A 14,278-nucleotide genomic window follows, 5' to 3' on the forward strand; every position below is an offset into this window, starting at 1 on the left:
GTGTCGATCTGATTCTCGGCCCTGCTGCCAACAGGGGCGGAACGTGGTGACGCTCCGATCCATCCAATAGATGAGTGCTTGCCCTAGACACCGGATTTTCGGTCTCCCAAAGCTGGCCTCGTCACCCACGAAGGAGTGCATCATGTCGTTTTTGCATATCGCTCATCCACAGGAGGCGCGCCGCCTTTTTCTTGGCCAATCCGGGCTGATGCTTTCAGGTGCCGCTGTTGCGCTATTAGCCGGCCGTGAAGCGCTAGCCGCCAAAACCGGCGATGGAAAAGTCCAGGACACTCAAATCCTGAACACCGCCCTGAGTGCAGAGCTGGAGGCCATCGCTGCTTATCAGTTGGGAGCAGAAAGCAAACTGCTGCAACACTCGGTGCTGGATCTGGCCCTGACCTTCCAGGGCCATCACAAAGCGCATGCTGAACTACTAGCCAAGACGGTTGAAAAACTGGGTGGCAAGCCGGTAGTCCCCAAGACTGCTTACAACTTCCCAGCAAATCAGCTGAAATCACAGGAGGATGTGCTGCGCTTTGCGGCACGACTGGAGCAAGGGGCCGTCAGTGCTTATCTGGGAGCCGTTCCCTTGTTCGGCAATCGAGAACTATCCAGGGCTGCGGCCAGCATTCTGGGTGATGAAGCCATGCACTGGGCTGTACTGCGCCAGGCAGTGGGCGAAGCACCGGTCCCCACGGCATTCGTATCATGAACACCGAGCGGTGGCTGCTGCTTGGCATGCTGTCGTTCGCTGCGACAGTGCATGCAGCACCTGACAAACTTCATGGCGAGCAGATATACGCTCGCTGCGCGGCCTGCCATGCGCTGGCATATGACCGAGTGGGACCGCATCATTGCGGCCTGTTGGGACGGCGTGCTGGCACGGTTCCCGGCTTTGCTTACTCGAATGCGATGAAGAATTCCGGCTTCATCTGGGACGAAAAAACACTCGACCGTTTCCTGACCCAGCCCATGAAGGTGCTACCAGGTACGACAATGACGTACGCCGGAATCCCTGACTCCAAGGAGCGTAGCGACTTGATTGCCTACCTCAAGCAAGCCAACGATTCACGAGAGTGTCATTCCCTTCGAGCACTCCCGCATTGAACGCATATACCCTAGCTGCGCATCTCAATCGGCCTGAAGCAGTTCACCAAGAAAATGCTCAGGCCGACTGCTTCAGGCGGTGGATTCCATCGCCCGATGCAACACCATGCCTCGCCTCCGGCGCGAGGAGTCGGCCCAACCGGAATACGCATCGAGGCAAGATGTGGACGACAGATCGCCGGCTGCATGTATTTGGGTCTAGCAGTCACAGTCGAAGACATCGCCCACCCGGGCACATTGCCTTTCAGCAATCAAGGCGGATGGGTCAACAGTCAGCGATGGTACTCACAGTCCCGCGCCATGACGCCAAACATGAACTGACTGAATCCAGACGGGGTGCCGCATGGGCCGGCTTTTTGCTTGCCAAGTCCTGCACCTTTTGTTGCCGCCTTGCAAAATATCGCTGCAGTGCTTGAACTACTGTGCGACAACCTGCACACGATTCAGGTCAACACCCAGTGACTGAGCCCTTTCAAGCAGTCGTCTGAATTGCTGCTCGGGCATGGTCTTGCTGCGCGAAAGCAACCAGAAATAGTCCAAGCTGTTGCCTATCACCAAGGAAGTCTGGTACTCGACATCCAGGCTCACCACGTTGTAGCCGCCGTAGAACGGACCAAAGAAAGAAACCTTGAGCGCAGCCACACTGGGGTCTCCCTGAAAGCGCGCCCTGCCCCTGGCCTCACGCCATTCCTTCTTCGTTTCGTCATAACCTCGGTTGACTACCGTCACCGTGCCATCGTCGTTGAGGCTGTATTGTGCCGATACCTGCGTTAGTCCTGTTTCGAAGCGGTGGTCGATCCTTGCCAATTCATACCAGGTGCCCACGTAGCGCTTGGCATCAAAGCCGTTCACGGGCTGCAGGCCGTGGGGTACCGAGACAGAGCAACCCCAAAACGCAGCAGCAGTTCCTGCTGCAACCGCAGTCAAAGCAGCAGTACGAAGCAAAGCACTTCTCGAAAAATGCATTGTTGTTCATCGAGGTTGAAAACCTCATTCAACCATCCATCATCCTGCCCGCCTTGCAAAGCGGGCTTTTTCTCATTCCGGGACCAATACGCCGGACGAGAATTCTCCTGCGCTCTGTTTGCAGCGTTTGAGCTGCAACACAGGCCTCAAACCGCTTCAAGGCTGACACCTTGACGGGAACACAGCCCATCCCCAAGCAGCAACTATCCGCATCTACCCTAAAAATATCCTCTAGTAGTCGTGATTCCAACGTAATCCAAGCGATCCGTCATTCATCAGGCGAATTCACTGGACTCGCCATCCCTGCAGCTGTACCGTCTTCTTTAGGTTCAGAAACTTGATTGAAGGCCGCCTTCCCCATGAGTAAATCCAAAGAGTCCACAGTCCATCGCATCGTGGATGCAAAGCAGTGGGAACTCAATCGCGAAAAAGAGCGCATCACCTATCCTGCCAACCATGCCGGCCCGATTCAAATGGACTGGCGCAAGCGTGAGAACTACTCGGCCACTGACCTGAACTACCGGGGAAGAAGCAAAACCCCGTAACTGCAACTCTGTCTCCGCTCTCCCGACGAACCCCGCCACTGTTCACTGAGCGGGGTTCTGCTTTTCGGCAAACACATGGCGACCAGTGCCAGCACCGCTGGCATGCCAAAAAACAGGGTCTGGCTCCATCATCACTTCAACTGACCGATCTGCTGAGCCGCAGCCTGTCCGGAGGAAAGCAGCTTCGCTACTCCGACGGACAAAGCCTTTGGTGAAACGGCCCGGAAGTTCTCGGGTTGAGTACGCAAGCCTGATCCAAGGAGCCTTGAGCGCGCTTTGGCATCTATGCATGGCAAATGCCAGGCGAGCCTGTCGCAACTAGCAGCTCGACAGCGCCCCCACTTGCCTTGATGGCTGAGTTCGCTGACCTTGCAGAAAAGAGAGCTCAGACCATGCATATCCCGGTCGTTCGCCGGCTTGCTTTGCCGCCCCCTGAAGCCTCGCGACACAAATGCACCAATCACCAAGGCTGCTGGCCCCATCAGGCTTCACTTCGGGCTGGCAGAGAGTCGTGGCCGACACGATGAGGGAAGGCATGATGCATGCACTGGACCAGGTTCCAGCTCTGCATGCTTACTCCAGACCCGACACAAGAATCGATACGGAGCGCTACCCGAACTGTAGGCCGACAGAGCAAGGGCCACCCGTGTCCATGAACGCGCAAGGAGGGCAAACCGCAATTCCTTGGAGCGATGAATGCTCCACCACGGGAATAAAACATAAAAGCCGCTACAGCTTTAACAGCTGTAGCGGCTTATGTATTCTGGTGGGTCCTGCGAGATTCGAACTCGCGACCAACGGATTAAAAGTCCGCTGCTCTACCGACTGAGCTAAAGACCCTGCCACACATCAAAAGCAGTAGTTGCCTAATCAGTGGAATGACGTTATTGTAATCTATTTTTTCCGGCTCTTTGCCTAATTCTTGAATTAGTTGAATTAGTTGGATTAGCTTGGTTTGCGGGCCAATTGATCAAGTACCCAGCCTGCTGCGCACTGACCAAAGGTAGCTGTCACAGCTACGACCGAACCATAACCGTGGCAGTTGAGACTGCCATCACCGCCCTCGATTGAGCAAGATGCATCCGGTGGTGCGACGGCCTCGCGGCTGAACACACAAGTCACCCCCATGCGCTTGCCATCCTTGGGAGCGCCATGCTGCTTGCGCAGCCGGTAGCGCAGCTGCGACAGAAGCGGATCATGGGTTGTCGCACTCAGGTCTGCAATGTCCACCAAGTGGGCCATGCGCTTGCCGCCTGCGGCACCAACGGAGATAAAGCACTGTCTGGTTTTGCGCGCATGTGCCGCCATTTCGGCCTTGGCCTTGATCTGGTCGCAAGCATCTATCACCGCATCGGCATCTGCCGGCAAGAGTTGCTGCCAGTTGTCCGGATCGACAAATTCATCGATGCAATTGACCACGCAGGCCGGATTGATCTCGGCGATACGATCACGCATGGCATCGATCTTGGCCTGCCCCACCGTGCTGGTCAGCGCGTGGATCTGGCGATTGATATTGGACTCGGCCACATGGTCCATATCGATCAAAGTCAAGCGGCTCACGCCGCTGCGCGCCAGAGCCTCGGCCGTCCATGAACCGACTCCGCCCACACCGACCACCACTACATGGGCCGCACGAATCCGGGCTGCCCCCTGCACGCCGTAGAGGCGCTCCAAACCGCCAAAGCGGCGCTGCACATCTGCTTCTTCCATAGAAAAAACAGCGCCGGATTGGGGCGCTGTTTCCGCTTGAGGCTGAGAATATTCAGCCATTATTTGAGCGTCGCCAGCTTGGACTTTGCAATCCCTGCGGCTTCCGAGTTCGGATAGGCCTGCAGCAGCTCTTCCAGGGTCTTGCGAGCTGCCTTGGTGTCCTTGAGTTCCACCAGACAGTTGGCGATGGACAGGGCCGCTTCGGGTGCACGAGCATGCATGGGTGCATTGGTCATGACCGAGCGGAAATTGGCGATGGCATTCTTGTAGTCGCGCGTGGCGTACTGCGAGTTGCCCAGCCAGAAGCGCACCGACGGTGTATAGCCGCTCTTGGGCCATTGGCGCAGGAAAGCGGCGAAGGCCTGACCGGCCTCGGGGAACTTGCCCGAACGGAACATGCCCAGAGCCTGCTCGAATTCCTGCTGCTCATTGCGATCCGCGGTGAACTCCACGCCGTCCACAGTCACGCTGACGGGTTCGAACTGGCGCAGCCGCTCGTCAAAGCCCTTGGCCAGATCTTTCTGGCCACGCTGCAACTCTGCGGCATCGCGTGTCAGCTGCTCGTTCTGACCTCGCAGCTTGGCCTGGTCCGACTTGAGCGACTCGATCTGCGACTGCAGGTCTAGCAGGCTGCGGCGGGTTTGCTCCTGCGATTGCTGCAGGCTGTCAACGCGCTGGCGCAGTTCGATGATGGCGCGGCGCGCCTCGTCATCACCAAACAGGGCTGCATGGGCGCTGATGGCAGAGCCGGCCAGCAGGCCGGCCACCACCAAGCGAGGCAGCGTTGCGTGACGGAGAGTCAACAAGGCCTGCTTCATCATTAACGGTAGTTGATTTCAACGCGACGGTTTTGAGCGTAGGCGTCTTCGCTATGACCTTCAGCAGCGGGCTTTTCCTTGCCGTAGCTCACTGCTTCAACCTGAGCGTCGTTCACACCCAGCAGGCCCAGAGAACGGCGCACGGCTTCAGCGCGCTTTTGACCCAGGGCCAGGTTGTATTCACGGCCGCCGCGCTCGTCGGTATGGCCTTCCAGTTGCACCTTGGCAGCGGGGTTGGCCTTGATGAACTTGGCATGGGCTTCGATCTGGGGCTGTGCATCAGCCTTGACAGAGTAGCTGTCAAAGTCGAAGTAGACGATGCGGCTGACACCCTGAGGGCCGGCCTTGGAAGCGGCGGAACCTGTCAGGTCCACGCCCGACACGCCACTTTGGCCCTGGCCGCTGGTGCCAGCACCCTGGCTGGACAGCGAACCGTCAACGGGCTTGTCGTCCAGCTTGACGCCAGAGCTGCAACCTGCGACCAGCGCGGTCACAGCCAAAGCCAGGGAAAGACGTTTGATAGTCAACATGAGATTTCTCCGAACAGTCCACAACGGACTTCATCACTAGAAAGAAAGAAGGAAAGCAAACTTCAGATCAGTGTTTTTGGAACGGGCCCCAATCGGGCTCACGTATGTCTCCACTTGCACCGGCCAGACGCGCCTTGATCTTGCCGTCCAGCGTGGTGGTCATGAGTGCTTCACGGCCGCCCTGAATGGTGGCGTAAACAATCAGACGGCTATTGGGCGCAAAACTCGGGCTTTCGTCCGCCGTGGTGTCCGTGACCGAGTTCACTGTGCCTGTCGCCAGATCCATGACCTGGAGCTTGAAACCACCGCCTACGCGGGAGATATAGGCCAGCCATTTGCCGTCGGGGCTGATGGCGGGCGAGATGTTGTAGTTGCCGGTGAAGGTCACTCGCTCGGCACTGCCGCCCGAGGACGAGACCTTGTAGACCTGAGGTGCACCGCCACGATCGCTGACAAAGTAAATGGTGCGGCCGTCACTGGAGAAGCAGGGCTCGGTATCGATGCCGCTGCTTTGCATGAGACGGCGGGGCTCACCGCCCTGGGCACTGAGCAGATACAGCTGCGAACCGCCGTCGCGGCTCAGCGTCACGGCCAGACGGCTGCCGTCTGGCGACCAGGCGGGAGCGCTGTTGGAGCCGCGGAAGTTGGCCAGCAGACGACGATGGCCGCTGGCTACATCGTGCACATAGACCACGGGCTTGCGTGACTCGAAGGACACATAGGCCAGTTGCGTGCCGTTGGGCGCCCAGGCAGGGGAAATGATGGGCTCGGGACTGGACAGCGCGGACTGGGCATTCTCGCCGTCCGCATCGGCAATCCACAGGCGGTAGTGGGCACCGGCCTTGGTCACATAGGCAATGCGGGTGGAGAAAATGCCTTTCTCGCCCGTGAGCTTTTCATAGATGTAGTCGGCAATGCGGTGGGCCACGAGGCGCAGATCGCCGGTGGTGACTGCGAAGCCCTGACCACCCAGATCCTGGCCCTTGACCACATCCCAAAGGCGGAAGCGCACATCCCAGCGGCCATCCGCCAGACGCGTGATGCTGCCGGTCGCCAGCGAATCGGCACCCTTCTGACGCCACTGGGCCACATCGGGGCGTGAGGTCTCGTCAAGCGCCAGGCCTGAGGCATCCACGCCGCGGAACTGTCCGCTGCGCTCCAGGTCGGCCTGGATGATGGCGGAAATCTTCTGTGGGGCCGAGCCCTCTCCCTTGAACTGGGCAATTGCGATCGGCAACTGTGTCAGGCCCACGCCTGTTACCTCAACCCTGAACTGGGCCAGTGCCGGAAGGGCCGGCGTGGCGGCTAACGTTGCCAGCATGGCTCTGCGGGAAGCGCGCGGCCCTGCCGCCCAGGTTGTCAGGGATGGAAGTCGGTCAATAGTCATTGGCAGCCATCAAAATTTCCGGAATTGCCCGGTACAAACACAAGCGCGAATGTTACACACACTGACGGATTCCTGATGTAAGAACGTGCTCAGTAGGGTGATCAAACGCAAGTGCCACAAAACTTTCAGATCGGGAGCATGCCAGAGTCTGCATGAGTGCAGGGACAAGCCCCAGGCCAATTCTGCCGCAGGCTTGCGCTTTATATTCAAACAGGCATAGTTCGTTACAACTTCATCCAGAATTTCATCTATTGAGATCCGTGCGGACTCCAAAAGCACAAGCCCTAAAATCACGCGCTTATGCAAGCCACACCGTCCCCATCGCCGAGCGAGACCGCCAAGGCCGTCCCTGCCCCAGCTCCCGCTCAAGCGGCCCCCGTCAATCCATCCGAGCTGCCGCTGATGCAGCGCCTCAAGCGCCTGACGCCTTATTTCTCGGGCCAGCGCTGGGCCTGGGGTCTGGCCATACTGGCCACGCTGGTGGGGGCAGCCACCGAGCCCGCCATGCCGGCACTGCTCAAACCCTTGCTCGACAGCGGTTTTACGGCTGGCTCGCTTGCGCTGTGGACGGTGCCGGTGTTTCTGATCGGCCTGTTCGTCATTCGCGGCCTGGCCCAGTTCACGGGACAGTACGCCCTGGCACGCATCACCAATGACGGCATGCTGGGTCTGCGCCAGAAGCTGTTCGAGCGCCTGCTGGCCGCCGACATGAGCCTGTTTTCCAGGCAATCGGCATCGGCGCTGTCCAACACCATCGTCTACGAGGTGCAGACCGGTGCCCAGCAGCTGGTGCAGGCCATGATGAGCATCTCTCGCGACGGCTTCACGCTGATCGCCCTACTCGGCTACCTGATCTATCTGAACTGGCAGCTCACGCTGATCGTGGCCTTCATGGTGCCGGGCGTGGCCTGGGTCATGAAGACGCTGTCGCGCCGTCTGTACCGCATCACCAAGTCCAGCCAGACGGCCACCGACGAGCTGGCCTATGTGGTGGAGGAGAACGTGCTGGCCCACCGCATGGTGCGCCTGCATGGTGCCCAGGCTTCGCAGCAGTCGCGCTTTGGCGAGTTGAGCCGGCAGCTGCGCGGCCTGAACACCAAGGCCACCATCGCCTCGGCCGCCATGACGCCGCTGACCCAGGTGCTGGCGGCGATTGCGCTGTCGGTGATTCTCTGCATCGCCCTGTGGCAAAGCCGCGAAGGCGGCGCCGCCATCGGCTCAGCCAGCGTGCAGGATGTGACCGTGGGCGGCTTTGCCGCCTTCATCTCGGCCATGCTGATGCTGATTGCGCCCATTCGCCGCATGGCCGATGTGGCCAACCCCATCACGCGCGGGGTGGCCGCACTGGAGCGTGGCCTGGCCCTGCTCGAAGGCTCCACCGACGAGCAAGGCGGTAGTTTCAAGCCCGCAGCCAAGGTCAGCGGCGCGCTGCAGCTGAGCGATGTGAGCGTGCAGTTCGGCGCGGACAAGGCTCCGGCCCTCTCGCACCTGAGCCTGAACGTCAGGGCCGGCGAAGTCGTGGCCCTGGTCGGGCCGTCCGGTGCCGGCAAGACCACGCTGGTCAATCTGCTGCCCCGCTTTTTCTCGCCCACCAGCGGCCAGATCACTCTGGAAGGCGTGCCCGTGGCCGACTGGGACCTGAACACGCTGCGCCAGCAGTTCGCCATGGTCAGCCAGGACGTGGTCATGCTCAACGACAGCGTCGCGGCCAATGTGGCGCTGGGCAAGGAGATTGACGAGGCCCGCGTCTGGTCCGCGCTGGAAGCCGCCAATCTGGGCGACTTCGTGCGCAATCTGCCTCAGGGCCTGCACACCCTGGTGGGCCACAATGCCAGCCAGCTCTCGGGCGGCCAGCGCCAGCGCCTGGCCATTGCCCGCGCGCTTTACAAGGACGCGCCGATCCTGATTCTGGACGAAGCAACTTCGGCACTGGACAACGAGTCCGAGCGCCTGGTCCAGCAAGCCCTGAACCGGCTGATGCAGGGCCGCACCACGCTGGTGATCGCCCACCGCCTGTCCACCATCGAGCATGCGGACCGCGTGGTCGTCATGGAGCGCGGCCAGATCGCCGAGCAAGGCTCGCATGCACAGCTGATGGAGCTGGGCGGCCTCTATGCCCGCCTGCACAACCAGGTGCGCAGCTCGACCCCCGGCGAGCCTCAAATTTAAGAGCTGCTACCGCATATAAATAAAGGACTTCAGAGTCAGATGACCCTGAAGTCCTTTTTCATTGGGCGCTAGCAGCTATCAAAATAGCAATGAGTGGCGCTGAACCCCGTCCGCTACCAGGTCCCGCGCGAGGGCTGGGTACGGCGCTCATGCTGCAGCGCCTTGCCCAGCAGATCGACCATGTACTGCCGGTCCGCGAGTCTGGCGAAGTCCGCTGCCGTCATATTACGCTGGTTGCGCAGCGTGATGTCCGCCCCCTCCTGCAGCAGCAGCCTGACCACGGCTTCGCTGCTGTACTGGGCGGCCAGCATCAGCGGCGTGCTGCCGTTCGGTGAAGCGGCATCGATATAGGCGCTTTCCTCCAGCAGCAGCTTGATGATGTCCAGCGTCTGCGGCGTATCGGCAGAGGCCGCGTAATGCAGCGGCGCCCAGCCCTCGCGATTGACGTCGGCACCGCGCTTGATGAGCTCGCGCACGATGTCGAGATGGCCCTTGATGCAGGCCATCATCAGCGGCGTCTCATTCTGGCGCGAGGCCAGATTGACATCGATGCGCGGCGCCTTGAGCAGCACATCGAAGACCTTGAGCGAGTCCTGATGCAGGGCCGCCACCAGCCCCGGCCGCCCGCGCGAATCCAGGGTGTTGGCATTGAAGCCGCGAAAGATCAGATTCACCATGGCACTGGAGTTGTCGCTGACCAGCGCCCGCGAATAGTCCTCGTAGTCATTGGCTCGTGCCAGTCCTGGCAGGCCCGCCACCCCGACGACAGCAGCACAGGCCCAGCGCAGGCTCTGGCGGCGGCTCAATGACGATGCAATCGATGGGGCAGCAAAAAGACTCATGCACTGGCTCCAGAGTTCGCTGACAAGGTCACGCCTTTGAACAGGCGGTCAAAGTTGGCACTGGTGGCTGCGGCCACCTCCTCGATGGAAATGCCGCGCACCTCGGCAATCTGCTTGGCCACAAAGGGCACGTATGAAGGATTATTGGTCTTGCCGCGGTAGGGCACGGGCGCCAGATAAGGACTGTCGGTTTCTATCAACAGCCTGTCCAGCGGCACGAAGGCCGCCACGTCGCGCAGATGCTGGGCATTCTTGAAGGTCACGATGCCCGACAGGGAGATGTAGTAACCCATGTCCAGACCGGCACGGGCCACTTCGGCGGTTTCGGTGAAACAGTGAAAGACACCGCCGGCCTGGGTGGCGGAATCTGCCTCCCCGCACTCGCGCAAAATGCCCAGGGTGTCGTCGGAGCTGCTGCGGGTGTGGATGACCAGCGGCTTTTGCGTGATCTGCGCTGCCCTGATATGCGTGCGAAAACGCTCGCGCTGCCATTCCAGATCGGCAATCGTGCGGCCGCCCTTGCGGTCCTCCATGCCGTAGTAATCAAGCCCGGTCTCGCCTATCGCCACCACGCGCGGCAGCGCTGCACGCTCCACCAGGTCCTGCACGCTGGGCTCGGTCATGTCTTCGGTATCGGGGTGCACGCCCACGGTGGCCCAGAAATTGTCGTAGTCCAGCGCCAGCTGGTGCACCTCGGGGAACTCTTCCATCGTCGTGCTGATGCACAGCGCGCGCGTGACCTTGGCAGCGGCCATGGCTTCGCGGATCTGCGCAATATTGGCGCTCAGCTCGGGGAAATTCAGGTGGCAGTGGGAATCGGTAAACATAGAAATTGGACCGCCCCTGAGCGGCTGCGCCGCTTCCCCCAGGGGTCGACGCCATCGCTGCGAGACGGCTCTTGTTCGGCGTCACTGATGTGGGAGTGCGCCAGTATTAATAATCAGATTGTCTGGGTCGGCTTCTCGGAACTCAGGGCCGTGCCCAGAATCTGCTCGATCTTGGCCTTGAGCTCGGCGGACTTGGCATCCTTGGGAAACTGGATGCCCACGCCCTGGGTGCGATTGCCGGAAGCACGCTCGGGCGTCACCCAGGCCACCCGACCCGCGATCGGGTAGCGCTGCGGATCATCGGGCAGGGTCAGCAGCACATAGACATCATCGCCCAGACGATAGTCACGCTGCGTGGGCACAAAAATCCCCCCTTCGGCAAACAACGGAATATAGGCGGCATACAGCGCCGCCTTTTCCTTGATCGCCAGCTGCATCACGCTGGGACGAGGGGTGGTAGTTGCGTTCATAGTGGGTAGCAGAATTCTTGTGGCAGCCGGGCGGCTGTACTCGCGAGGTTAACACCCGGAAAAATTTTGACCAAACCGTGCTTCATGACCTAGCGCACGGCTCTGGCGGCTTTGCCCGAGATCAGTACCGCCCGCGCCCTGGAGGCCAGAGCCTCCATCATCAGCCCCGCATTGAAAGGGTGATCGGCCGTGCGCGCCGCCTGCACCAGCTCGCGCGACCATTCGGCCAGCAGCGCCATGGGCAGCGGCTTGCCCGGCAGATCGGCAGGCGAGAAATACCGGGGCTCGCCGCCACCGGCCAGGGCCATCAGGTCGTGGCAGATCTTCTGCAACGCCTGCACGGCATCCACCGGGGCAAAAGCCGCCAGCGCCGCCACATCCCCCTTGGCCAGCTGCCTGGGCAATTGGGCCCAGGCGGCGGCCTTGCCCGCGTCCGCCGCCATGCGCAGCGCATCGCCGGGTCGACCGCCGGCAGCCTGCAAGGCCGCTGCCGCATCCGGCTCGTTCAGGCCTTGCGCCTGCAGCCACTGCGCGGCCTCGGCCGCCGCAGGCCAGGTCATGGTGTGCGTCAGGCAACGGCTGCGAATGGTGGGCAGCAGTTGGTGCGCGGCCTCGCTGGCCAGCACAAAACGGGTGTCTCCGGGTGGTTCCTCCAGCGTTTTGAGCAAGGCATTGGCAGTAATCGCATTCATTTGCTCGGCCGGGTAGACTAGCACGGCCTTGCCACGTCCGCGCGCGCTGGTGCGCTGGCAGAACTCCACGGCATCGCGCATGGCTTCCACGCGGATTTCCTTGCTGGGCTTGCGCTTCTTGTCGTCGATGTCGGCCTGGGCCTTTTCCGGCAGCGGCCAGCCCAGCTCCATCATCTGCACCTCCGGCATGAGCACGCACAGATCGGCATGGGCACGCACCTCGATGGCATGGCAGCTGGCGCAGTGGCCGCAAGCGCCTTGCGCAGACGGCTGCTCGCAAAGCCAGGCGCGCACCAGCGACAGTCCCAGAGCGTACTGACCCAGACCCGAAGGCCCTTGCAGCAGCCAGGCATGACCACGCTGGGCCAGCAGGCGGCCACGCTGCGCGGCGATCCAGGGCGCTTCAACGTCGCCGGCACTCATGGCTTGCTGCCCACCATGATGGCCAGCCAGCCCTTGCGCACCACGGCCTGGGTGATCTGCTGCCACACGGCGTGGCGGCTGGCATGGGCGTCGATGCGCACAAAGCGCCCAGGCGCAGTCCGGGCTCGCTCCGCATAGCCTTGGGCCACGCGGGCAAAGAACTCGCCGGGCTGGGCTTCGAAGCGGTCGGGAACACGGGCCGTGGCCAGGCGCTCGGCAGCCACTTCGGCAGGCAGGTCAAACCACAGCGTCATATCGGGCTCGCGCATGAAGTCCGAGTCCGGACCGGCATGCAGCGCAGTACCGGTCTGAGCCATGCGCTCCAGAGCCGACAACTGCTCCCAGCTGAAGCCGCGGCCCGCGCCCTGGTAGGCGAAAGTGGCATCGGTGAAGCGGTCGCTGATGACCACCTCGCCACGCGCCAGCGCCGGCTCTATGACCTGCACCAGATGGTCGCGCCGGGCCGCAAACGCGATCAGCGCCTCGGTCAGCGGGTCCATGGCGTCATGCAGCATCAGGGCGCGCAGCTTTTCGGCCAGTGACGTGCCTCCGGGCTCGCGCGTGAGCGTGACCACCCGGCCCTGATCGCGAAAAGCCTGGGCCAGTGCCTCGATATGCGAGGACTTGCCCGCGCCATCGATGCCCTCAAAACTGATGAACAGACCCTTGGGTAAAGCTGTACTCACTGATATTTCCTCTAGTGCGGCGCATGGCGGCACCAGTTGTTTGATTCGACACAGGGCACAGGCCACGGCCTTGTACCCTCTAAGATTGCTCACTGACCGCGCTGGTAGCGGTTGACGGCTCTATTGTGCTCGTCCAGCGAGGCGCTGAAATGGCTGGTGCCATCGCCCTTGGCCACGAAGTACAGGGCCTTGGTCTGATCGGGCTGCACGGCCGCCATCAGCGCAGCCTTGCCGGGCATGGCGATCGGCGTGACGGGCAGACCCGCACGGGTATAGGTGTTCCAGGGCGTGTCCTCCAGCAGATCACGCTTGCGCAGATTGCCGTCAAAGCTGGCCCCCACGCCATAGATGACCGAAGGATCGGTCTGCAGACGCATGCCTATGCGCAGGCGGTTGGAGAAAACGCCGGCAATCTGCGCGCGGTCTGCGGCGCGGCCGGTTTCCTTTTCCACGATGCTGGCCAGGATCAGGGCCTCATCGGCGGATTTGAGCGGGGTATTGGCCGCCCGCATGGCCCAGGCATCGGCCAGACGGCGATCCATGGCATGCAGCGCACGGCGCAGCACGGCCATGTCCGAGCTGCCCTTGGCGTAGGTATAGGTATCGGGGAAGAAGCGGCCTTCGGGCGGCACGCCCGCGCGCTCCAGTGCCGTCATCACAGCCTCGTCGCTGAGCCCTGCGCTATCCTGCTTGAGGAATTCCTCACGCGCCAGCGCCGCTCGCACCTGGCGCCAGTTCCAGCCTTCGACAAGAGTCAGCGCACGCAGGCTTTCCTCGCCGCGCGCCAGCTTCTGCAACAGCACATAAGGTGTGAGACCTGTGCTCAGTTCGTAGTTGCCGGCCTTGATGGCGCGATCCTTGCCCGAGAAGCGAAACCACGCATAGAGCAAACGCGCATCGGTTTGCACCCCGGCCTTGACCACGTTCTGCGCCACGCCACGCGGCGTGGTGCCGGGCTCTATCTCCAGCTCCAGACTGGGCTCGGACAACTGCAGCGGCTGGTTCAGCCACCACCAGGCGCCTCCCGCCGCGAGGGCAGCCAGAAGCAGCAAAAATATCAGTGCTCGAATAAGGGCACGCACAAGCTAGATCCATCAGTACATAGA

15 protein-coding genes and 1 tRNA gene are annotated in these 14,278 nt (G+C 61.4%); 4 read left to right on the top strand and 12 right to left on the bottom strand.

Annotated features, from left to right (window positions below; translation table 11 throughout):
* Positions 1 to 142 precede the first annotated feature (142 nt).
* Positions 143 to 712 (top strand): ferritin-like domain-containing protein, encoded by a 570-nt coding sequence (locus tag FSY45_RS03180; RefSeq protein WP_039051222.1) that lies wholly within the window; start codon positions 143 to 145, stop codon positions 710 to 712.
* Positions 709 to 1,107 carry a c-type cytochrome gene (locus FSY45_RS03185; protein WP_046460636.1) on the top strand — a complete coding sequence of 133 codons (399 nt, stop codon included), beginning with the start codon at positions 709 to 711 and terminating at the stop codon, positions 1,105 to 1,107. Before FSY45_RS03180 ends, FSY45_RS03185 begins: the two co-directional genes overlap by 4 nt.
* Before the next feature lie 417 nt (positions 1,108 to 1,524).
* Here the strand turns inward: FSY45_RS03185 and FSY45_RS03190 are convergent, their stop codons facing one another.
* The gene (locus tag FSY45_RS03190) at positions 1,525 to 2,073 is read right to left on the bottom strand and encodes a lipocalin family protein (RefSeq protein WP_080944392.1); all 549 of its coding nucleotides are present in this window, start codon (positions 2,071 to 2,073) and stop codon (positions 1,525 to 1,527) included.
* Positions 2,074 to 2,432: 359 nt separating this feature from the next.
* Between FSY45_RS03190 and FSY45_RS03195 the strand changes: the two genes are divergently transcribed.
* A complete protein-coding gene (locus FSY45_RS03195) occupies positions 2,433 to 2,618 on the top strand; it encodes a hypothetical protein (RefSeq protein ID WP_003070780.1) in 186 nt (61 codons plus the stop codon).
* Positions 2,619 to 3,382: 764 nt separating this feature from the next.
* Here the strand turns inward: FSY45_RS03195 and FSY45_RS03200 are convergent.
* The 5 genes from FSY45_RS03200 to tolB all read right to left on the bottom strand — a co-directional run bounded on the left by FSY45_RS03200 (position 3,383) and on the right by tolB (position 7,063).
* Positions 3,383 to 3,458, bottom strand: a tRNA-Lys gene (locus FSY45_RS03200).
* Positions 3,459 to 3,563: 105 nt separating this feature from the next.
* Positions 3,564 to 4,388 (bottom strand): ThiF family adenylyltransferase, encoded by an 825-nt coding sequence (locus FSY45_RS03205; RefSeq protein WP_046460635.1) that lies wholly within the window; start codon positions 4,386 to 4,388, stop codon positions 3,564 to 3,566.
* Positions 4,388 to 5,149 carry a tol-pal system protein YbgF gene (ybgF, locus tag FSY45_RS03210; RefSeq protein ID WP_003061519.1) on the bottom strand — a complete coding sequence of 254 codons (762 nt, stop codon included), beginning with the start codon at positions 5,147 to 5,149 and terminating at the stop codon, positions 4,388 to 4,390. The genes FSY45_RS03205 and ybgF overlap by 1 nt, the downstream gene beginning before the upstream one ends.
* On the bottom strand, positions 5,149 to 5,676 hold the full coding sequence (pal, locus tag FSY45_RS03215; RefSeq protein ID WP_003061517.1) for a peptidoglycan-associated lipoprotein Pal: 528 nt from the start codon (positions 5,674 to 5,676) through the stop codon (positions 5,149 to 5,151). The genes ybgF and pal overlap by 1 nt, the downstream gene beginning before the upstream one ends.
* A 67-nt stretch (positions 5,677 to 5,743) precedes the next feature.
* Positions 5,744 to 7,063, bottom strand: coding sequence for a Tol-Pal system beta propeller repeat protein TolB (gene tolB / locus FSY45_RS03220; protein ID WP_034361226.1), 1,320 nt, complete (start codon positions 7,061 to 7,063; stop codon positions 5,744 to 5,746).
* A 300-nt stretch (positions 7,064 to 7,363) separates the two neighbouring features.
* Between tolB and msbA the strand changes: the two genes are divergently transcribed.
* Positions 7,364 to 9,232, top strand: coding sequence for a lipid A export permease/ATP-binding protein MsbA (msbA, locus tag FSY45_RS03225; RefSeq protein WP_046460634.1), 1,869 nt, complete (start codon positions 7,364 to 7,366; stop codon positions 9,230 to 9,232).
* Positions 9,233 to 9,345: 113 nt separating this feature from the next.
* On the opposite strand, the gene FSY45_RS03230 is transcribed toward msbA, so the two are convergent.
* The 6 genes from FSY45_RS03230 to mltG form a co-directional block, all read right to left on the bottom strand.
* On the bottom strand, positions 9,346 to 10,074 hold the full coding sequence (locus FSY45_RS03230) for an ankyrin repeat domain-containing protein (RefSeq protein WP_046460633.1): 729 nt from the start codon (positions 10,072 to 10,074) through the stop codon (positions 9,346 to 9,348).
* Positions 10,071 to 10,901, bottom strand: a complete 831-nt coding sequence (locus tag FSY45_RS03235) for a TatD family hydrolase (protein WP_003061510.1) — start codon at positions 10,899 to 10,901, stop codon at positions 10,071 to 10,073. Before FSY45_RS03235 ends, FSY45_RS03230 begins: the two co-directional genes overlap by 4 nt.
* Positions 10,902 to 11,014: 113 nt before the next feature.
* Entirely contained in the window at positions 11,015 to 11,371 is a 357-nt protein-coding gene (locus FSY45_RS03240) for a PilZ domain-containing protein (RefSeq protein ID WP_046460632.1), read from the bottom strand.
* Between the two features lie 89 nt (positions 11,372 to 11,460).
* Positions 11,461 to 12,486 carry a DNA polymerase III subunit delta' gene (holB, locus tag FSY45_RS03245; protein WP_046460631.1) on the bottom strand — a complete coding sequence of 342 codons (1,026 nt, stop codon included), beginning with the start codon at positions 12,484 to 12,486 and terminating at the stop codon, positions 11,461 to 11,463.
* Positions 12,483 to 13,172, bottom strand: a complete 690-nt coding sequence (gene tmk, locus FSY45_RS03250) for a dTMP kinase (RefSeq protein ID WP_046460630.1) — start codon at positions 13,170 to 13,172, stop codon at positions 12,483 to 12,485. Before tmk ends, holB begins: the two co-directional genes overlap by 4 nt.
* 89 nt (positions 13,173 to 13,261) lie before the next feature.
* Positions 13,262 to 14,254 carry an endolytic transglycosylase MltG gene (mltG, locus tag FSY45_RS03255; RefSeq protein WP_034356694.1) on the bottom strand — a complete coding sequence of 331 codons (993 nt, stop codon included), beginning with the start codon at positions 14,252 to 14,254 and terminating at the stop codon, positions 13,262 to 13,264.
* Positions 14,255 to 14,278 lie beyond the last annotated feature (24 nt).

The organism is Comamonas sp. Z1 (assembly GCF_008121555.1).
GTDB classification, from domain to species: Bacteria; Pseudomonadota; Gammaproteobacteria; order Burkholderiales; family Burkholderiaceae_C; genus Comamonas; species Comamonas thiooxydans.